The 20,604-nt window shown below is 56.7% G+C and carries 18 protein-coding genes; 10 read left to right on the forward strand and 8 right to left on the reverse strand.

What is annotated here, in order from left to right; all coding sequences use genetic code 11:
- Window positions 1-3 precede the first annotated feature (3 nt).
- The 3 genes from accB to arfB form a co-directional block, all read right to left on the reverse strand.
- Window positions 4-441, reverse strand: coding sequence for an acetyl-CoA carboxylase biotin carboxyl carrier protein (gene accB / locus L2731_RS07850; protein WP_249252580.1), 438 nt, complete (start codon window positions 439-441; stop codon window positions 4-6).
- A 6-nt stretch (window positions 442-447) separates the two neighbouring features.
- A complete protein-coding gene (aroQ, locus tag L2731_RS07855; protein WP_011867159.1) occupies window positions 448-900 on the reverse strand; it encodes a type II 3-dehydroquinate dehydratase in 453 nt (150 codons plus the stop codon).
- A gap of 116 nt (window positions 901-1,016) precedes the next feature.
- Window positions 1,017-1,427 carry an alternative ribosome rescue aminoacyl-tRNA hydrolase ArfB gene (gene arfB / locus L2731_RS07860; RefSeq protein WP_220081846.1) on the reverse strand — a complete coding sequence of 137 codons (411 nt, stop codon included), beginning with the start codon at window positions 1,425-1,427 and terminating at the stop codon, window positions 1,017-1,019.
- A 112-nt stretch (window positions 1,428-1,539) separates the two neighbouring features.
- Between arfB and L2731_RS07865 the strand changes: the two genes are divergently transcribed.
- The 7 genes from L2731_RS07865 (at window position 1,540) to L2731_RS07895 (ending at window position 10,802) form a co-directional block, all read left to right on the forward strand.
- Window positions 1,540-1,923, forward strand: a complete 384-nt coding sequence (locus tag L2731_RS07865; protein WP_249252581.1) for a SpoIIAA family protein — start codon at window positions 1,540-1,542, stop codon at window positions 1,921-1,923.
- Between the two features lie 49 nt (window positions 1,924-1,972).
- A complete protein-coding gene (locus L2731_RS07870; RefSeq protein ID WP_011867156.1) occupies window positions 1,973-2,155 on the forward strand; it encodes a DUF3012 domain-containing protein in 183 nt (60 codons plus the stop codon).
- A 141-nt stretch (window positions 2,156-2,296) separates the two neighbouring features.
- Window positions 2,297-2,728, forward strand: a complete 432-nt coding sequence (locus tag L2731_RS07875; protein ID WP_011867155.1) for a hypothetical protein — start codon at window positions 2,297-2,299, stop codon at window positions 2,726-2,728.
- Between the two features lie 212 nt (window positions 2,729-2,940).
- A complete protein-coding gene (locus tag L2731_RS07880) occupies window positions 2,941-4,221 on the forward strand; it encodes a TolC family protein (protein WP_249252582.1) in 1,281 nt (426 codons plus the stop codon).
- Between the two features lie 67 nt (window positions 4,222-4,288).
- Entirely contained in the window at window positions 4,289-5,512 is a 1,224-nt protein-coding gene (locus L2731_RS07885) for an efflux RND transporter periplasmic adaptor subunit (protein ID WP_239849459.1), read from the forward strand.
- 12 nt (window positions 5,513-5,524) lie between these two features.
- Complete coding sequence (locus L2731_RS07890) at window positions 5,525-8,755, forward strand: efflux RND transporter permease subunit (RefSeq protein WP_249252583.1); 3,231 nt, start codon at window positions 5,525-5,527, stop codon at window positions 8,753-8,755.
- An 826-nt stretch (window positions 8,756-9,581) separates the two neighbouring features.
- The gene (locus tag L2731_RS07895) at window positions 9,582-10,802 is read left to right on the forward strand and encodes a carbohydrate porin (RefSeq protein ID WP_249252707.1); all 1,221 of its coding nucleotides are present in this window, start codon (window positions 9,582-9,584) and stop codon (window positions 10,800-10,802) included.
- 245 nt (window positions 10,803-11,047) lie between these two features.
- Here the strand turns inward: L2731_RS07895 and L2731_RS07900 are convergent, their stop codons facing one another.
- The 4 genes from L2731_RS07900 to L2731_RS07915 form a co-directional block, all read right to left on the reverse strand.
- Window positions 11,048-13,327, reverse strand: coding sequence for an aminotransferase class V-fold PLP-dependent enzyme (locus L2731_RS07900; protein ID WP_249252584.1), 2,280 nt, complete (start codon window positions 13,325-13,327; stop codon window positions 11,048-11,050).
- A gap of 360 nt (window positions 13,328-13,687) precedes the next feature.
- Window positions 13,688-14,149: a NanQ anomerase/TabA/YiaL family protein gene (locus tag L2731_RS07905; RefSeq protein WP_249252585.1), complete on the reverse strand. Its 462-nt coding sequence runs from the start codon at window positions 14,147-14,149 to the stop codon at window positions 13,688-13,690.
- Window positions 14,150-14,249: 100 nt separating this feature from the next.
- Window positions 14,250-15,296: a DUF3080 family protein gene (locus L2731_RS07910; protein WP_249252586.1), complete on the reverse strand. Its 1,047-nt coding sequence runs from the start codon at window positions 15,294-15,296 to the stop codon at window positions 14,250-14,252.
- Between the two features lie 38 nt (window positions 15,297-15,334).
- Complete coding sequence (locus L2731_RS07915) at window positions 15,335-15,766, reverse strand: hypothetical protein (protein WP_249252587.1); 432 nt, start codon at window positions 15,764-15,766, stop codon at window positions 15,335-15,337.
- 117 nt (window positions 15,767-15,883) lie between these two features.
- On the opposite strand from L2731_RS07915, the gene L2731_RS07920 reads away from it, so the two are divergent.
- The 3 genes from L2731_RS07920 to L2731_RS07930 all read left to right on the forward strand — a co-directional run bounded on the left by L2731_RS07920 (window position 15,884) and on the right by L2731_RS07930 (window position 18,703).
- Window positions 15,884-16,939 (forward strand): alpha/beta hydrolase, encoded by a 1,056-nt coding sequence (locus tag L2731_RS07920; RefSeq protein WP_249252588.1) that lies wholly within the window; start codon window positions 15,884-15,886, stop codon window positions 16,937-16,939.
- Between the two features lie 210 nt (window positions 16,940-17,149).
- A complete protein-coding gene (locus tag L2731_RS07925; RefSeq protein ID WP_041509900.1) occupies window positions 17,150-17,728 on the forward strand; it encodes an LON peptidase substrate-binding domain-containing protein in 579 nt (192 codons plus the stop codon).
- A gap of 66 nt (window positions 17,729-17,794) precedes the next feature.
- Window positions 17,795-18,703, forward strand: coding sequence for a pseudouridine synthase (locus L2731_RS07930; protein WP_249252589.1), 909 nt, complete (start codon window positions 17,795-17,797; stop codon window positions 18,701-18,703).
- Window positions 18,704-18,722: 19 nt separating this feature from the next.
- On the opposite strand, the gene L2731_RS07935 is transcribed toward L2731_RS07930, so the two are convergent.
- Window positions 18,723-20,603 carry an alkaline phosphatase D family protein gene (locus L2731_RS07935; protein WP_249252590.1) on the reverse strand — a complete coding sequence of 627 codons (1,881 nt, stop codon included), beginning with the start codon at window positions 20,601-20,603 and terminating at the stop codon, window positions 18,723-18,725.
- Window position 20,604 lies beyond the last annotated feature (1 nt).

Below are 20,604 nucleotides of genomic sequence, written 5' to 3' on the forward strand. Positions count from 1 at the left end.
CCTCTATTCAATCACCATAAGAGGTTGATCGAACTCGACGCCATCGCCGCTCTGGCAGAGAAGTGCGGTTACCACTCCAGCGTGAGGCGCCTGAATTTGGTTCATCATCTTCATCGCCTCTATGATGCAGACGGGTTCGCCCTGTTCGACCCGCTGACCCAACTTGACCAGCGGCGCGGCATCGACCGCAGGGGAGAGATAGAAGGTGCCTACCATGGGGGAGCGCAGCAGGGTTTCCTCCTCAAATTCGGTTTGACTGGCTTGCGTCTCAGTCTCAGTCTCTGTCTCGCTCGCGAGGGTGACGCCTGGGGTTTGAGTTTTCGGCGAGCAGGACACCTGGCGGCAGAGGCGAATCGACTCCTCGCCTTCTTTGATCTCCAGCTCTGTGATATCCGATGCCTGCACCAGCTCGATCAGTTTTTTTATCTTGCGAATATCCATGGCAGGCTACTTCTCCTGAGCGGCTCTGACGCGGGCGATGGCCGAGTCCAGGGCATAGCGATAGCCTTGTTCTCCCAGGCCGCAGATGACGCCGACCGCCTTGTCGGAGAAGTAGGAGTGATGCCTGAAGGCCTCTCTGGCGTGCACGTTAGAGAGGTGCACCTCGATGAAGGGGATGGCGACGCCGAGCAGGGCGTCTCTTAGGGCCACGCTGGTGTGGGTAAAGGCCGCCGGATTGATGATGATGAAGTCGGCGTCGCTCTGATGGATGGCGTCGATCAGCTCATGTTCGGCGTTGGACTGAATATGATCCAGGCTGGCGCCTTGCTCACCAGCTAGCAGCTTAAGCTGCTCGACGATCTGCGCCAGGGTGTGATGACCATAGTGGCCGGGCTCGCGTCGACCCAGCAGGTTGAGGTTGGGGCCGTTCACCAGGAGAATTTTCACCGCTTTACTCATGCACAACACCTTATGGATTCAGTCTTTTAAGTCAGATACCTGCAACTTAGCACACTTATCGGCGATTTTGGCGTCTCGTTAGTAAAAATCAAGATGAGGCAAAGAGTGAGGACGGATTAGAACTGCTTCTGCCTGAGGGCCTTGGTGGCGCCGCGCTGTTTCTTGGTATCGACCCGCCTGCGCTGGCTGGCCTTGGTAGGCTTGGTGGCGACACGTTTCTTGGCGGTGTGGCCGACGCTGGCCACCAGGGCGATAAACTGTTCCAGCGCCGTCTGACGGTTGGCGTCCTGGCTGCGGCTGGCCTGACACTTGATGATGATCTTGCCGCTCTTGGTGATGCGGTGGTCGGCCTTGGCGAGCAGGCGTTGCTGGTAAAACTCCGGCAGCGAGGATTGGCGAATGTCGAAGATCAGCTGAGCCGCGGTGGAGACCTTGTTGAGGTGCTGGCCACCGGCGCCGCTGGAGCGGATGAATTGCCATTCCAGTTCGTTATCGGCTATTTGGACGCGCTGAGAGATCTTTATCAACTGAGGGCTCGCTTGTCGGCATGTTCGGCTTATTTGATCTAGACCTGTATCATTGGCTAGTCAAAATGATGCAAAATGGTCGCCAAATTAGGCGCCTTATCGGAGTGTGAGTATGTTATGTCAAATCGCCGATATCACCAATGGGGTGATCAGTTTATTTGCCAGCGGGCGATTGTCGACCCAGGACTATTGCAGCAAGATAGTCCCCATCATTGAGGAATATCAGCAGGCCTCGGGCAAGGTGTGTCTCTATATCGAGGCCGATGTGCTGCTGGAAGGCTGGGAGAGCCAGTCACTCTCTGGCGTGGGTGAGCTGCAACTGCCCAGGTTCGATGCCTTGGTGCTGGTGGGCGGGCCCGATTGGTTTGGTAACGCCGTGCGCCTCATGGGCCCCTTTATGCAGGGGGAGGTGGCGTGGTATGCTCTCGAGGATAAGCCCCAGGCTATCGAGTGGATCACCGCTAAGCTGAGTTGTCCACTGGTGCGCGAGTCTTAGGCTCGGTGACTGGGAACAACATTATCTGACCTCCTAAAGGAATATCTTCATGTTAAAATCTTCACTCTCTCTGACATCTGCTGCACTGGCCCTGGCTCTGATGGCGTCACTTTCTGGTTGTGCTCCCGAGGTAGGTAGCGAAAAGTGGTGTAAGCAGATGGAAGATAAGCCTAAGGGTGACTGGACGGCTAACGAAGCCGCCGACTACACCAAGCATTGCGTATTCAAGTAATGACTTTGCGGGTGGCAAGTGTGATCTGGCTGGCATGACGGGAGGAATCTCCTGTTAATTTAGCGATAGCCGTGGAACTATTTGCCACCCCTTGAGTCTGATTACTCGACCTTTTTACGCTTTTTCCCCTTTGGAGTTTGCTTGAGTCGCTTCTTTCGACAACTGGTTCACAAGATTGCCTTGATGATGATCGCCGTAGTCGCACTGCAGTTTGCAGGGGCGAATCTTGGCGCGCATCAGTTGCATCTTGGCAGCCATGAAGAGGAGAGCGAAACCCATCCCCATCTGCAGTTTACTGCCGAAGTGGTGAGCCTGGCTCAGTGTGTCGATTGCCAGTGCGCCTTCGATGAGCCCGAGCTAGAGACGCCACATCAACACCAGATCAGCAAGACAGAGACTCAGACCTTCGATCTCTGCCTCGACTGCCAGTGTCATGGCGGTCACGTGACCTTAGTGTCTCAGCTGGCCCTGACCCCTTCTGTGCCCGTGAGCGATGAGCCCGCGAGCGCCAGATTGCACTACCTGCCACCAGAGCAACAAGCGGCTTATCGCCCACCCATCTTACTTTCTTAATCTTCTGAAAATAATGCCTTTTCAGGCCCTGTGTATGGCGCGGGCACTGTTGGGTTACCGTTTTTTATCGGGCGTTCTCTGTTAACTGCCAGACTTGGGCCGTGGTGAATTATCTTGCCGCGGGTCGATGCTGTGCGTTTGCCTGCCTGGCTAAGGCTAGCCATGCCTTGGCAGGCAGCAGAGAAGCCTGATCCTTAAGATTAGGAATTGCGATGAGAAAGAGCTTAATCGCCACCGCATTATTGGGCGCCATATGGGGCGCGCCACTGTTCGCCGAAACCCTTTACTCAGAAGCGGGAGAAATTGCGCCGGCCCCCTTGCTGGCGCAGATAGATAAAACAGGTTTTCAGGGCTGGCTCGCTCCCTTGATGAGCAAGGTGAATCAACTGCCTGAGATCCAGGCGCAGCAGGCCAAGGTTCGTCAGGCTAGGCTCTTGGTTGAGGCCGCAGACAGGCCCGTCTATAACCCCGAGCTGGGGGTGAGCTACCAAAATGCCAGCGAAGATACCTATACCCTGGAGGTGAGTCAGACCCTAGACTGGGGCGACAAGCGTGGGGTGGCGACACGTGTTGCCCAGCTCGAGGCCGAGATCTTGCTGGCCGATAATCGTCTGGCCCGCAGCCAGCTCTATGGAGAACTCTTGATGGCGCTGGTGGAGCAGGCGCAGCAGGCGAAATTACTCGCCTTTCAGGGAGGTTTGCTAGAGAGCGCCAAACAGCAGGTCGCCATCGCCAAGCAGCAGTTGGAGGCGGGGGCCCTGTCACGGGCCGAGCTGCAGCTGATGCAGCTGGATCTGGCCAGTAAGGCCGCGGATCACGCGAGTGCAGAGCAGGCCTCGCTGGCCGCCGATGCCAGCGTGCTCAGCCGCTTTGGTGAGCTGGAGTTGCCCTTCGCCGAGTTTATCGGCGCCCTCGGCACAGCGGCGAGTGGCGAGGTTGGCCCCGAGCTGCCCGCATTGGCCGGCGCCTACCAGCAGGTGATGATGGCCAAACTTGCCAGCCAGCAGGTGGCGGCAGATACCAGCGCCGATCCCAGTATCACTTTGAGCGCCGAGCGTGAAGGCGAGGAGAACAAGCTGGGAGTGGGGCTGTCGATCCCGATTCAGATCCGCAACGATTATCGCCAGGCAAAGGCCGCGGCCGGAACTCAGGTCGCCATCGCCGAGCAAGATTATCTGGCCCGTGAGCGTAGCCTCACTCAGGCCGCCAAACTCTTTCACCTAAGCCTGCCCAGGCTGCAGCAGCGTTACCGCGAGTGGCGTGAGTTGGTGCTTACCTCTGGCGCCGGTGTGCAGGATGCCCTGTCACAGCAATGGCGTGCGGGCGACATCAGCACCAGCGACTATCTGCAGGGGCAGCGGCAGCTGGCAAACAGCTATCTGGCGGGCCTCTCCCTCGAGAGCGCCCTCTACCGCAGCTGGCTCGACTGGATGGGGCAGAGCGGTCAGCTGGAGGAATACCTGCAGCGTCAGCTCGGCCGCGAAGGCGTTTAGTCGCGCTAAGGCGCTAAAGCTAGCGAGCGGATTTTAGCAAAACGGATAAAGAATTTAGGTGAAAAGTATGAAGAATCAATCAAATAACAAACGTTTCCTACAGTTAAGCCCATTGATGCGGGCCATGGGCTTTGGCGCCCTGATGACGATGACGGCCATGGGCGGGGTCGCCCTCGGCGCGGAGGGACATGATCATAGTGCCGAGCCGGACAATAAGCCGCTGACACAAGAGTCGACACTAGCGCAGGCTAGGAATCAGAGCGAGGATCATGGCGACCAAGAGGCCCATGGTGGCGAGCTAGTGCTCAGCGAGGAGCAGCGTCAGCTGGCGGGGATCCGTGTAGGGCAGGTAAGCAGTCAGGGCTTCAGTCTGGCCGCGGTCGCGACGGCCACCCTGGTGGTGGACAGGGAGCGTACCGTGACCCTGGCACCTCAGCTGGATGTGCGGGTGCTGGCGCGTCATGTGGTGCCGGGACAGGAGGTCGCCAAGGGCCAGCCCCTGTTGACCTTGGGAGGGGCCGCCGTGGCTCAAGCCCAGGCGGATTACATCAATGCCGCGGCCGAGTGGGGCCGGGTTAAACGCATGAGCCAGAGCGCGGTGAGTGCCAGCCGCCGTCTGCAGGCCCAGGTGGATGCAGAGCTCAAACGCGCCATACTCGAGGCCCTCAAGATGACGCCGGCGCAGATCGAGGCGCTGGAATCGGATCCCGAAATCATAGGCAGCTATCGGCTGCTGGCACCGCTTGCTGGTAGGGTGCAGCAGGATGTGGCCATGCGCGGACAGGTATTTGCCGGTGGCACCGCCCTGATGCAGCTCACCGACGAGTCTCACCTCTGGGTCGAGGCGCAGGTGACGCCGACTCAGTCTCAACAGATCAAGGTAGGCAGTAAGGCGCTGGTGAAGGTGGGCGACTTTAGCCTGGAGGCCGAGGTGATCGGCCGCTCCCATGAGATCGACAGCGTCACCCGCACCGAGCAGATCTTGGTGGCCTTCGCCAATCCGGGCCACGTGCTGCACGCCGGTCAGTTTGCCGAGATCTATCTGGCCGACAACAACCAGGATGGAGTGATCTTGCCCGATGCGGCGCTGACCCGCGGCGGTGATGGCGACTGGCAGGTGTTTGTCGAAGAGGGGGATGGCTTCGAGGCCGTCGAGGTCGAGGTGAGTGAGCGCCAACGCGGCATGAACCTGGTGCAGGGGCTGAGCCCCAAGATGCGTGTAGTTGTCTCGGGCGCCTTCTTCCTGGCGTCAGAGCAGGCCAAGTCAGGCTTCGACATTCACAACCACTAAGAGGTAGCCCCTATGCTTCAGAAACTTATCGATAGCGCGATACGCAATCGGCTTCTGGTGGCCCTGGCGCTGCTGTGTGGTGTGGTAGCCAGCGTCGCCATGTTACCTAAGCTCAATCTCGATGCCTTTCCCGATGTCACCAATGTACAGGTGACGGTCAACACCGCCGCCGAGGGGCTGGCGGCCGAGGAGGTGGAAAAGCTGATCAGCTACCCGGTGGAATCGGCCATGTATGCCCTGCCATCGGTGACCGAGGTGCGCTCCTTATCGCGCACCGGTCTCTCTATAGTGACTGTGGTGTTTGCCGAGGGCACAGATATCTACTTTGCCCGTCAGCAGGTATTCGAGCAGTTGCAGGCCGCCAGGGAGATGATCCCTGATGGGGTGGGGGTGCCCGAGATAGGCCCCAACACCTCGGGTTTGGGACAGATCTATCAGTACATCCTACGGGCGACACCCGAGTCCGGCATAGACGCCGCCGAGCTGCGGAGCCTCAACGACTATCTGGTGAAACTCATCATGATGCCGGTAGGAGGGGTGACCGACGTGCTCTCCTTCGGGGGCGAGGTGCGTCAATATCAGGTGCAGATAGAGCCCAACAAGCTGCGCAGCTATGGCCTCTCTATGGCCCAGGTGACCCAGGCGCTGGAGAGCAACAACCGCAACGCCGGTGGCTGGTTTATGGACCAGGGACAGGAGCAGCTGGTGGTGCGCGGCTACGGCTTGCTGCCTGCGGGTGAGGCTGGCCTGGCGGCCATCGCCCAGATCCCACTCACAGAGACAGGCGGCACGCCTGTGCGGGTGGCCGACATCGCCAAGGTGGACTTTGGCGCCGAGATCCGTGTGGGTGCGGTGACCATGACCCGCCGCGACGATGCCGGAACGCCGCAGGCGCTGGGCGAAGTCGTCGCCGGCGTGGTGCTTAAGCGTATGGGGGCCAACACCAAGGCGACCATTGACGATATCTCGGCCCGCACCGCCATGATAGAACAGGCCCTGCCCAAGGGGGTCTCCTTCGAGGTGTTCTACGATCAGGCGGATCTGGTGAACAAGGCGGTAGAGACGGTGCGCGATGCCCTCTTGATGGCCTTCCTGTTTATCGTGGTTATCCTGGCGCTGTTTCTGGTGAATCTGCGCGCGACTTTGTTGGTGCTGCTCTCTATCCCAGTCTCCATCGGCCTGGCCTTGATGGTGATGGCCTACTTTGGCATGTCGGCCAACCTGATGTCCCTCGGCGGGCTGGCGGTGGCTATCGGCATGCTGGTGGATGGCTCAGTGGTGATGGTGGAGAACATCTTTAAGCATCTGACCCAGCCGGACAGACGCCATTTCGATCAGGCCAAGGCCCGCGCTTCGGGTGAGTGTGACCCCTACCATGGCGAGGAAGATGGTCGGGAGGAAGGAGAGCGCAGCGGCATCGCCCTGAGGGTGATGCTGGCCGCCAAGGAGGTGTGCAGCCCCATCTTCTTCGCCACCGCCATCATCATAGTGGTGTTTGCGCCACTGTTTGCCCTGGAAGGGGTAGAGGGCAAGCTGTTTCAGCCGATGGCGGTGAGCATCATTCTGGCCATGGTGGCGGCGCTGTTTGTTGCCCTGATCGGCGTGCCGGCCCTGGCTGTCTATCTGTTTAAGCGTGGCGTGACCCTGAGAGAGAGCCCGGTTCTCAAGCCGGTGGAGGCCCTGTATCGTCATCTGCTTAGTGCCACCATGGGCAGGCCCAAGTTAGTGCTAGTGACGGCGGTGACCCTGTTCGGCATCAGCATGGCGCTACTGCCGAGGCTAGGTACCGAGTTTGTGCCCGAGCTCGAGGAGGGCACCATCAACCTGAGGGTGACCCTGGCGCCAACCGCCAGCCTGAGTACCTCATTGGATGTGGCGCCCAAGCTCGAGGCCATGTTGATGACCTTTCCTGAGGTCGATTACGCCCTGAGCCGTATCGGCGCCCCGGAACTGGGCGGCGATCCTGAGCCTGTGAGCAACATAGAGATCTATATCGGCCTCAAGCCGATCGAGCAGTGGGAACACGCCGAGAACCGTCTCGAGCTACAGCGCAAGATGGAGGAGAAGCTGAGCGTCTTCCCCGGCCTGCTGTTTACTTTCTCACAGCCCATCGCCACCCGTGTCGATGAGTTGCTTTCAGGGGTGAAGGCCCAGCTGGCGATCAAGCTGTTTGGCCCAGATCTCGAGGTGCTCTCCAGCAAGGGACAGGAGCTCAGCGAGCTGGTGTCGGGTATCGAGGGCGCGGTCGATGTCTCCCTGGAGCAGGTGTCCGGCGAGGCCCAGCTGGTGGTGCGTCCCAAGCGCGATCTGCTGGCCCGCTATGGCATCAGCGTCGATGAGGTGATGAGCCTGGTGAGTCAGGGCATAGGCGGTGTCAGCGCCGGGCAGGTGATCGACGGCAACGCCAGATACGACATCAATGTGCGTCTGGCCAGCCAATATCGCAGCGCGCCCGATGCGCTGGAAGATCTCCTGCTCAGCGGCGTAAATGGTGCGACCGTACGTCTGGGCGAAGTGGCCGATGTGGTGGTCGAGATGGCGCCGCCCAATATTCGCCGTGACGATGTGCAGCGCCGGGTGGTGGTGCAGGCCAACGTGTCGGGACGCGATATGGGCTCTGTGGTGAAGGATATCTACGCCATAGTGCCTCAGGCGGATCTACCGCCGGGCTATACGGTCGTGGTCGGCGGTCAGTATGAGAACCAGCAGCGGGCGCAGCAGAAGCTGATGTTGGTGGTGCCCATCTCCATCGCCCTGATCGCCCTGTTGCTCTACTTCTCTTTCGGCTCCATCAAGCAGGTGGGGCTGATCATGGCCAACGTGCCACTGGCGCTGATCGGCGGCGTGGTGGCCCTCTATGTCAGCGGCACCTATCTGTCTGTGCCCAGCTCCATAGGCTTTATCACCCTGTTTGGGGTGGCAGTGCTCAATGGCGTTGTTTTGGTGGACTCGATCAACCAGAGGCGCGCCTCGGGAGAAGCCCTCTACACCAGCGTGTATGAAGGCACTGTGGGCCGCCTGCGCCCCGTATTGATGACGGCGCTGACCTCGGCGCTGGGGTTGATCCCAATACTCCTGTCTAGCGGTGTGGGCAGCGAGATCCAAAAGCCGCTGGCGGTGGTGATCATAGGCGGCCTGTTTAGCTCTACCGCGCTGACGCTGCTGGTGTTGCCGACCCTGTATCGCTGGCTCTACGAGACCAAGGCGCTTAAGGGGGGCAAGGAGTTGGAAGCCCTAGACTAGTTTGTTGCACCAAGACTAAGTGATTCGATGGGGCCAGGGACGGCCGGAGGCAGCGGTGTTTTCAGTTTGCCATCGCAGTTGCGCCTCCTTGGTGATGCTTGAGGGAATGAGACCTCCTCCTTTCAGCCTCTGCTCATTACTAACCTTGTGAGGAGAGACCCTAAGGGGAATTCCTTAAAGTGAACACGCGCGGCAGGAGGCCGCGCTTTTTCGTCTTTTCAAGCTGCTCTTTCAAAGTACTGTTTCAAAGTACTGCTCCAAAGTGCTGTATTAAACTGTCATTTCAAACGGCTTTAGCTCCATAGTCTTGCCCGCCTAGGGCGTGGAGGATTGATACGCTTTGAGCTATATGCCGCTAGATGGACAAACCTCATACTCCCTAGATAATGGTTGAAGCAGAGCTTAGCGATAGATGCTTACGTCCCCTCCAGTCACCTCCTATTTTGATTTGATCTGTAACTAATTTTCCGCATTTTTACCGATGCTTTATCCTTGCTGTATCGCAATTTTCTGTAGTTTTTGGGTGAAATGTGTTAAATTTTTTCACCTAATGCTCAGAGCGAACTCATTTTTGTTCGATTTGGGTCACATCTTTGCTGTCGTCGATAATAATACTAATAACTTTCATGATTTGAGTGCTAATTATTTTAGCTCGATGTTTATTCATTTTGCTAAGCGTATGAGGGCTCTGGTTTCCATGGTGACCATCTACCTGCTTGACTTAGCGGGTGAGGTGCTTTTGGCCTAAGTGCGCTCTGGTTTCTATACTCATGATGTTGATGGCAGCTTAAAAGCAGAAAACTAAATAAATCAAAGAGGATGAATGATGATTCGCTATACACTTGCAGCTAGTTGTATCGCGCTGGCCCTGAGTGCCAATGCTGGCGCCACGACAGTGGATGAAGAGCTTAAGGCGCTCAAGGCGCGTATCGAGCAGTTAGAAGCCGAGAAAGAGCAGGCGCCCGAAGAGAAGGAGATGGATAAGTCTATCAAGTTTGGCGGCGCGGCCCGTTTCCAATATTCATACGAGGACTATTCGGATGCCAATACCGATCGCGGCGGTGACTTCGACTTCGACCTCTTCCGTATCGATGTAAACGGTAATCTGGACGACGTTATCTTCTCTGCCCAGTATCGTTGGTTCGAGTATATGAACGTGATCCATCATGCCTGGGTCGGCTATAACTTCGATGAGGAGCAGCAGGGTAAGATAGGGGTGACTCAGGTGCCGTTCGGTATCCTGACCTATGCCTCGAACAACTACTTCTTCAGTTCTAACTTCTACCTGGGTCTCGAAGACGATTACGACTTGGGTCTGAACTACACCTATAAGAGTGACAGCAATCGACTGGATCTCGCCTTCTACAAGAATGATGAGCTGGGTGGCCTGGACGGTTATGTGTCGGATCGCACCCACAGATATGCCTATGACGTAGTAGGTGTTCGCCTGGCGGGCGAGGGGATATACGATGCGCCAACCGCTGGCTATGCCGCCGGTGAGAAGAACACCTTCAATGCCCGTTACAGCCATAACTTTCAATTTGACGAGGTTAAGCTTGAGCTAGGCGTGTCGGGTCAGATGGGCCAGCTTGAGATAGAAAACGGCACCGATGGTGACCAGGTTGCCGCGGCGGTACATGGGGTGCTTAACTATGATCGCTGGAACCTTAAGTTGCAGCTCACCGACTACAAGTATGATGTCGATGGCATGGATGTAGAACGTATGGTGGTCGCCGCCTATGCCTTCTACGATTCTATCCCTGCCGAGGCGACCAGTTATGTGGCCGACCTTGCCTATAGCCTGCCGGTAAAGTGGGGGCCAGTATCAAACCTGACCTTCTATAACGACTACTCGCTTGTTACCGACAAGCCGAGTGGCCAGGAAGACACCTTCATGAACGTGACCGGGGTGGCGGTCACCGCAGGTGGTCTCTATACCTATTTCGATTTCGTGGTGGCCGAGAACCAGCCTTTCATCGGCGGCTCTATGGTGGGTGATGGCGGCACTAATAAGCGCTTTAACATCAACTTCGGCTACTACTTCTAGTGGTCTAGTGTGTACCAATAAAAAACCGCATCTAAACAAGATGCGGTTTTTTTCTGCCCGTCGGGGAGGGTGAACTTAGGGCTTATACCAATCACAGTAAACATGTGATCAGAAATAGCGCAGGAAAAACGCTTGAGAACAAAGCAGGATTTTTAGATAAGTAGTTATTCTACAATTAAAAATACTAATACAGTTATCGAGCGTTTTAACAAGCTAGAATGATCAATTGTTTATTACGATTGGTATTAGCTGTCGCTTAACGCATAGCCGCCCTTGAGGTGGGCTATCTTGTTAAAGCCGAGTCTGTGCAGCGCCTGGGCCGCCACCAGTGAACGACTGCCGCTACGGCAGACCAGTACCCACTCGACATCGCTTTCCTGTTTGTGCTCCTGTACGAACTGCACCAGCCTGGTCATAGGCACGTTGATGGTCTGCTCACCCAGGGCACCCAGCTCATGTTGCAGGGCATATTCATGGGGCTCGCGAATATCCAGCAGTTTAATCTTAGGTGACTGACCCACTTGCAGCCTGAGCGCCTGGCAGTCGTACTCCTTCACCTTGGCCCTGTCGCAATCGCCTGTGTAGGCGCCGCAGATGATCTCGCTGCCGGCTTCATCTTTGAGATGAGTATCCAATCTCGCTTTTTGCTGCTCGAACTGCGCCATAGATATGGTGCCATTGATCACCTCGTTGAGCAGCGGGTTGACCCTGAACTCGGCGGCGAAGCTGGTGGTGAACTCGTTGTTGTAGTCGTGGCTCGGGCAGAGCAGGGTGTCGTCGCCTATCAGGCTGTGTAGTAGCTTGAGGCTGTTGTACATCTGCTTGGCGCAGCTGGTGTCGAAGTTGGTGCGTCCCAGGCTGCCCATCAAGACGAGATCGCCGCAGAAGGCGTAGATCACCTCGCCCTGGGGCGAGCACAGCAGCAGGCTGATGCTGTCATTGGTGTGGCCGGGAGTCGCCAATTTCACCAGAGAGAACTGACCTAGGGAGATCGACTGTGCCGGTCTGGCACCTATCTCAGTGATCTGATGTGCCTCTGGCCAGCCAAGATGATCGCTTGACTGCTCGGGCAGATAACGTGCGGCCAACTCCGCACGTCCCGAGACATGATCGGCGTGACCATGGGTATCGATAAAGGCGACTGGGGATAACTGCTGGCACTGCAGCAGGGTGTCGATACGCTGACTCAGCTCGGGCAGGGGATCGATCACCACGGCTTGTTTACTCTGCTGATCGGCGTAGATCCAGCTGCAGCTTGACCCAGACTTGAGCTGAACCAACCCGTTAAGCGGCTTCTTATCTGCGAGGGCGTCATTGCCGCTCAAGGTCAGGCAGCTATTGCCCAAGGCGTTAGCGGCAGACTGGATGCGCTCGCAGGCCTGATCGACCTCAGCCTGGGTCATGGCGGGGCCGAAGGAGAGGCGAATGGCCGACTCGCTCTGCCAGGCGGGCAGTCCCATGGCATCGAGCACGAAGCTGCGGGTCACCTTTGAGCTGCAGGCCGAGCCTGAGCTGACGCGGATATTGGCGGCGTCGAACAGATCCATGATCTCCTTGCTGCTAAAGCCGGGCACGGCGAAGTTTAAGGTAGTGGGCACGCTGTTATCGAAGCTGTGGTTAAACACCAGCGTCGGGAAGGCGCGGCGCAGCGCCAGAGCGAGCTGCTCGCGGTAGCCTTTAAGCGTTGCATGGCCATAGAAGGCGCTGTCTTGTTCGGCCAGAAGCATGGCGAACACCTCGTTGAGCGCCGCCATGCCCGGCAGGTTCTCGGTACCCGATCTCAGTCCACCTTCCTGACCACCACCGGCGATGAAGGGGGTGAAAGGTGCGCCTTCGCGAATATAGACTAGGCCGATCCCCTTGGGTGCATAGAGCTTATGACCACTGAAGGGGGCGTAATCTATGCTGGTTTGCGCCAGTGCCAGCGGGCGTTTACCCAGCGCCTGGACACAATCCACCATCCAGAACACCTCAGGATTGTGCTGACGAATGCAGGTATCCAGGGCATCGAGATCTTGATACACGCCCGTCTCGTTGTTGACCGCCATGGTGCAGATCATCAGGGCGTTGGGCACTTCTCTGGCGATGAAGTCGCGATCCAGCTCGCCATGCTCATCGACCGGAATCGCCTTGAGCTGGGCACCTATCTCAAGCAGATCATTCCAGTGGGCAAGGGAGTTGGGGACCGCCTTATGTTCGGTGGCACCATAGAGCAGGCTGTATTGCCTGTTTGGCTCCAGGCTGGCCTTGGCCTTGATGAGGGCGGAGAGTATGGCGGTCTGTATGCCTTCTGTGGCGCCGCTGGTAAAGATGAGTTTGCCTTGGCCGCTGCCCAGCAGCTGTTTGGCCCGCAGGCGGGTCTGCTCCATCAGGCTCTTGGCCTTCAAGCCCGTGATATGGCTGCTCGAGGGGTTGCCGAAAAGCTCCTCCATGGCGCCAAGCGCTGCCTTGGCGGCCTGGGGTAATACGGGGGTGGTCGCGTTGGCGTCGAGGTAGATCTGGCTAAGTGGGGATGTGTGATGCATGGGATACTCGCTGCTGATTATTTTTATTATTAGAAAAAATTCCCATATAACAAAATAGTATATGTAATTCGATGTGGCTATATTAGCAGCTTGTGAGTATTGATCAAGATCATGTTTTTGCCGCCCATAGGGCGAAATGTGTGTGTTGTTGGAGCGCAATGGGGGATTTGGTGAGAGGCGCTAGGGCGCAGATAAGCTAATTCGCCCAAGATCTATTGCGTCTCCTAGCTGATTTGCCTAAGAGCTGATGTGTCCAACAGAGGGGTGACAATTTGTATCAGATGAATGGGCTATTGAATGGCCGCCTGAATGGGCGACGGGAAGTGAACATGCCCGCGACAGGCGCGGGCAGCAGGGGGACTAGATCTTGACCTTGATCACCACCTTTCTCACCGCCTGCGGGGTCGCCGAGACGCCAGGCATATGCATGTCCTGAGGGAAGAAGAGGGCAAACATCCCTGCCTTGAAGGGGATAAAGGCCGCGCGCGCCTTGTTGGACTCATAGTCATATTCGGCGTAGTCGTGCTTGTCATAATAGGGTTCGGATGGTGTCTGATCCGCCAGAGGCAGATAGCCAAACTCCTCCTCGCCGCTCACCACATACTGGACGTCAATATATTTACGATGCACCTCGAAGGGCTCTACCTCTCTGGGCTTGGTTTCATAGTCGTTGACGATGACAAAGATATCTTTGCCTTCAAGCTCATAGTTGCCCACGGGCAGCTGAGTAAAGTCTGTCTCCTTGAGGTGCTGTAGCGCCTTGGCAATGCGCGGCCCCAGGTGGGTGTAGTGTGCTAGGTTATCTAGGGTGTCTAAGATCATGGTTGGATGCTCAGGCTGGTAGGATGCAATTAAAGTGGTGACAGTGTAGCAGGCTTATCGACGGGCAGGATAGCCTCTGGTGTAGCAGCTTATCTAGCGGTTAGGTGGAGGAGCTAGGCGGGGCAATATTGCAGCTCTGCCTGAAGGCCTGCCACCACTTCACATGTCTGCGCATCTGGGTCTTGAGCTGTTCTGGCAGGGCATCAGGCTGCTGGCCAAAATAGTGGTCGATGAAGGGCTGATGGCTGCTGCCTTCGAACAGGGAAAGTAGCGGCTCACTCAGGCGGTAATGTAGCTGGTTGAGCTGTGACAGGTAGGCTTGGGTTTGCGCCAGGTAGTATTTATGAAACACATTTTGCAGTATCTCCTGTTTGCGGTTGGCATGACCGGGGCGACAGGCGACCGACGCGCTATGTGTTGACAGATAGTCATTGAGGCCATGGAGCTGCGCCTGGCTGTAGGCCAGGGCTCGCAGGTACCTTTGTAGCAGCGTTTGGTGGGCCATGAGGGCAAGCGCGGGTTCGATCTGCGTCGTGTCTATCTGCTGCCATTGTTCCTGAGTGATGTTGCGCTTGATGCTCAGCAGCTGGCCTATGGCCGACTCTAGCTCGAAGCGACCGGCGCGCATCTCGCCGAGCACCAGAGAGTCGTAGCCGATAAACAGACTCTTAGTAATACTCCTGTCTCTGGTGAGCACCCGATTAAAGTAGGCCATCGCATTATCTTGTTTCTGCTCGAGGGCCTGTTTCAGCTTGGTCTTGAGCTCTCCCTCTTCTAAGGTATCGATGCAGGCGGGCGCTAGTTGAATAAACCTTATCTGGTAGATGAGTTGCTGGCTTGGGGGCGCCACCTTGCCGAGCGTGCTGTTGTGGTCTGCGATGAGGCGACCTAAGGGACAGTGACCCAGAGACAGAGTCTCGAGTATCGAGATGGTGATCGGGGCCAGCTCTGCTATTTTGGCTTTGCCGAGTTGTAGTGGCTCGAAAGGAGGCGGCGAGTAGGCTTGATCGATCACATGGGCCAGGCGCTGACTATAGTCTTGCCAGAGATAATCTACATCCTTGGCCCGCTGACAGCCAGCTAGCGACAGCAAGAGGCTGATAAGCATAAGGGCCTTGAGCATCGAGGTGACGTGAGTCTGCGGCAAGTTGCCCCCTTAAGAGATTGTTGGCCTTAGGCTCGCCTCTATTGCTTGCTCGCCTCAAGGGTCAGATGCAGGCCGTGGGCCTCAAAGCCAGCACTGAGACGGGAGATGAGCCTGTCGTTGAGTGATAGGCTAACCCTGATGGCCTCAGTGTCAGTCACTATCTCCAAGCCTTCGAGTCTGGCGTGGCAACGGATAATATCTCTATAGGCGATCAGGCTCTGCTTGCCAAGGGAAGCACTGCCCGTGAGAGGGATATTGGCAAAGGCGATCGCTTGGGGGGTAAAAATGATCTCTTGTTTCAGCAGGGCTCCAGCCCACACGAGCATGGCCAGGCAGTAACCCATGAAGAGTAGCCATTCACCGTCTAAGTCACTCAAAAAGAGCTGCTTAATGATAAACAGGCTGACCGTCAGCGTGATGATGACGTGGGCGAGTGTTTGGTTGGGCTTAATTTTTACCGTGTCGTCCATTTTGTTCCTCTGTGACCTCCTGCCACCGCCCTATTTTAATCGCGCTGACAAGTTTAGTGCAATTCTTATAGAATGGCCTAAGCCACGCACACAGATAAATTCAGGGAGCCGAGTTAGGTGCTTAAGTTACGTTTTCTCGCCGGGCCGAAAGCCTACAAACAGATCGCCGAGCAGGGACTGAAGCCCGAGCTATTTACCCAGGTGTTGGCGGCATCGGGTGGGCCAAAATGGCTCGGTATCGCCGCGCTGGATAAGTATCTGTTTGGCACCTTCTTCAAGGCGAGACAGACGCCGCTCTACACCCTGGGAGCCTCATCCGGCGCCTGGCGTCTGGCCTGTTTGGCACAGCAAGACCCACTGGCGGCTTACGAGCGGTTGGAGCGGGAATATATTGGCCAGCGTTACGAGACCAAGCCCAGCGCGAGCGAGGTGTCGCATAAGGTAGCCGGTATAGTCTCTGGCATATTGGGGGCAAAGCAGGGGGCGGATATCGTCAGTAATCCTGTGATTAAGAGCCATTTCATCGCCTGTCGTGGCCGTCATCTCAACCGCCTGTCTCACAGAGCCGCACTTGGTGCCGGTCTTGCCACCACGGCGGTCACTAATCTGCTGAGTCGGCGCACCCTGGGATGGCACTTCGAGCGTTACCTGTTTGGTAGCGGCGGCGCAGCCTCGCCTTTTAATGAGTTAAAGGATCTGCCGGGTCGTCACCTGGCCCTGACCGGGGAGAATATTGCCCAGGTTCTGCTGGCCACCGGCTCTATCCCCTGGGTGCTGGCACCTGTTGAGCGCATCGAAGGCGCTCCCGCCGGCCATTATTACGATGGTGGCATCACAGATTATCATTTCGATCTTCCCCTGGCCCACGCGCCTGGGTTGACCCTCTATCCCCACTTCTACAGCAAGATTCTGCCCGGCTGGTTTGACAAGTCGCTGCCCTGGCGCAGCGCCAAACGCAACTATGACAACGCCCTGATCTTGGCCCCTAGTGAGGCCTATTTAAAGCAGCTTCCCTATGGCAAGTTGCCGGACAGAAATGACTTCAGCCGACTGAGTACGGAGGAGCGGATGCGCTATTGGCGACAGGCGGCGCAGATGAGTGAAGTACTGGCAGAAGACTTAGATAAGGTATTAAAAAGTGGCGATATTATGCGTTACATTAACACTTTCTAATTAATTGGCTGCAACAAAAGGGAATCTTTTAGGGTCTAATAAGCGAAGGACCGGGTATTTTGATTGGCATGGCATCGCCGATCCAATAATGGCGTTTCGGGCAGTAATTTCGACAACTGCTACACTTTATCATTATTGCTCCTTGGTTATTTTTCAGTCGCACTGACTCGACACTCACGGCGATCACCCACCAAGGGGGAGGAGGTTGCTATGTTGACTCAAGAGATGGCGTTGATCACCCGCGACGAACTACTTTTGCCCGATGGCAGAATAGAGATACGAGTGGCGGGGCCTAGCAGCTTGAAACTGATTGCCGAGGTGCTCAAGGGGCACTTCCCGCTAGCCTTTGCCATGTCTCGCCCTCAGGCGAATCCCCCCTGTTATCCACTGGCGACTCAGTGCGAAATCATAGACTTCAATCAACTCGAAGACGACTGTCTGGGTCTGGTACTGGAAGGTAAGCAGAGGGTGAAGATCTTCTCGGCGGCCAAGCGACGTGATGGTAACTGGATAGCTAGAACCCTGAGTTGTAGCAATTGGCGCGAAGAGCCCATCAAGGGGGAATTTGAGCTGATCAGTGCAGCACTAGAGCAGTTCTATCTGGTCAACCCCGCCCTGCAGGAGCTCTATGGTGATTTGCATCTTGAAGATGCTACCTGGGTCAGTCAGCGTTGGCTCGAGGTGCTACCGCTTTATAACCGTGATAAACAGGTGCTGGTCAATCAGCCCGACTGTCACAAGACCATGGATTTTGTTCTGGAACTGATCAAGTCCCACGCGGGGCAATAATTTGCTCTCATCCGGGCCGCAATTTTTGTTACCATGGCCGCTCCTTTATATTTAGGCCTTTCTGTCATGGTACGCGCGGCTCAAGCCTCCTTTATCGTCTTACCTCAAACAGCCAATCCCCCGGCGAGCGTTTACGACTATTTCTGTCAGCGGTTCGATAATATTCCAGCCGACGTCTGGCGAGAGCGTTTCAATGCGGGCAAGGTGCATTGGCAAGACGGTCAGGCGCTGGCACTCTGTACCGCCTATCGGCCACAGCAGAAGGTGTACTACTACCGTGAGGTCGCCCATGAGGCGACGCCTCCCTATAGTGAGTCTATTCTGTATCAAGATGAGCAGATAGTGCTGGCCAACAAGCCGCACTTCATGGCCCTGCACCCCGGGGGAGAGGTAATTAATCAGTGTTTAATCAACCGTCTAAGGGTACGTACCGATTGCAAACAGCTTATCGCCGCTCATCGGCTGGATCGCGCCACCGCGGGCATAGTTCTGCTGGTCAAACAGAGTGAGCGCCGCGACGCCTATCATGGGTTATTTCGTCATGGGCAGATCACCAAGGAATACCAGGCCCTGGCGCGGCTCACTCCTGAGTTACTGGCGGAGCATAGCGCCGGGAAACTCAGCCTGCCCAGACGCTGGACGGTGAAGAATCGTATCGATAAAGGAAGCCCCAGCTTCACCATGCGCATCGTCGAGGGTGAGGCCAATAGCCACTCGGAGATCGCCCTGGTGAGCGTCGAGGGGGAGATAGGCCGCTTCGAGCTGATGCCTATCACAGGTAAGACCCACCAACTGCGGCTGCACATGAATAGCCTGGGCATGCCTATTCTCAATGACAACTTCTATCCCATACTTCAGCCCAAAGGCAGTGAGGATTATGAACAGCCGATGAAGCTGCTGGCGCGTCGCCTGGCTTTCACGGATCCTGTGACGGGTCGGCTGCTAGATATTTGCCTGCCGGAACTCTCACTCTAGAAGCCTCGCCGGATAAGACTTAGCCGTTACGAGACTGGCGTGGCGGTAGGAACTCTGTGGTACTCATGTCGCCATGGAGCACGGCGACTTTCGAGGGGGCGCCATCTTTAGCGAAGCTCACCACACCTATGCCGCTGGCGTTGATCAGCCGCTGACTGCGCATGCCGTTGGGGCGTCGGCCGCGAATGGACATGCGCTTGCGTTTGGTAAACCAGTTGAGCGGCGAGAAGTGACCATAGAGCCAGCCGTTCAATTTATCGAATACGGGTAGCAGCTTCTCGGGAAACTGATTCTTGATGCCGCTCGAGGTGATCTGATAGATCTGCGGTCCCTGAGTGCGAAAGCGGATCCCTATGTCGTAGGCGAAGGAGTAATGCACATCGCCCGAAAGGATCACAAACTGCTGCGGCGTCTTACGATGAAGGAAGATGCTCAGCAGGGTGTTGGCCGTGCCGGGATGAGCCATCCAGTTTTCGGCGTCCACCAGGAGGGAGGCGCCGATAAAGGTGGCCGCGCGCTGCACCGCCTCGATCAGTTTTACGCCGAACATGGGCGCCGCCGAGACGATAATCACCTTCTCCTGTCCCACTAACTGCTGCTGAAGCTCCATCAGGGCTTCCCAGTCCATCAGACCAGAAGGCTTGGCCAGGTTAGACTCGCTGCGCCAACGCTGGGTGCGGGTGTCGAGTATCACCAATTTGGGGGAAGTATTGAGGCTGTAGTGCCACTCGTCAAAATCCAGTAGCGCCTCGATTAAAGCGTCGTGCTGCGCCTCCTCGCGACTGGCGAGAAACTGCTTGAGCTGGGGCAGAATGTCGCCGGTAAACTTGCGCTTTTGATTCCCCAGGCCCTGAAACACCAGGTAACCGATCAGCGCATTGCCTATGATGCGTTTCGAGAAGGGGTGGCCATAGGCCGCCTGTTCCCATTTGGCGGTGAGGTTCCAGTCGTCTGTGATGTCGTGATCGTCGAAGATCATATAGGTGGGCAGATGTGCCAGCAGGCGCCGCACCTTGGTCAGCCCCGCCTTAAACTCCAGCAGGTGTAGCCACTCCTTCTGCCATCTCTGCTGATTGCTGGGTGACAGGCCGGTCACTTCCTTGGGGATATCGATCAACTGCCACAGCTCGGGTGACCAGCTAAGCAGGTAGAGGGCGACGATCTCGGACAGACTCACCAGGTGATTCTCGGCGATCGACGAGGTAAAGATGGGGTGATTGATATACCAACGTACCAGTGCGCTGCCCGCAGGATATTCGGTGCGAGGCAGTAGCTTCTTGTGGCGTTGATACATGGCCGCCGGATGATAGCTTATCTGCTTACTGTGGCCGAGTGGCGCCTGTTGAAACTCCTCCTCATACAGGCCTAATTTTTCTATGACCTTGCCAATGGCGAATAGCATGGGGCCGGCGACATCGTCGACATAGATCTGATCGCCGCTGAGCATCATCAGTGCCGGCCGTTTTGCCGCATCCGGCGCGATTTCCACTTGGGTATCGGCGGCAACCATGGCATCGCTGCTGTGGTGATGGGCGTTGCGACAAGAGCCGTGCAGCAGGGTGTCTATCTCAGGCTTTATCACGAAATCCGGGCACTCGCCGTCGCCATAGGTCAGTTGCTCGAGCGGCGCGAACAGATCCCCATGCTGGCTGTCGCTGAGCCGGTAGGGAATACTCGTGCCGACAGGATTGAGCCCTGGCTGGCTAAGATGGATCAAGTAGAAGAAGGCGTGAGTGCCGAGTTCGAGACACTCTACGGCGTCACCCTCAAGCAAGTGCCGAGTCTCACCCAGGGTGAGCGTTAACTGTGACAGCGGCGCACTGGTCACCAGGGTGAGAGTGAAATGGTCTGCGTCGCAGTGACGCAGCATGGGTCCGGTCAGCAGCAGAGGTAGTGTCATA

The organism is Shewanella aquimarina (genome assembly GCF_023349185.1).
Classification (GTDB): Bacteria; Pseudomonadota; Gammaproteobacteria; order Enterobacterales; family Shewanellaceae; genus Shewanella; species Shewanella aquimarina.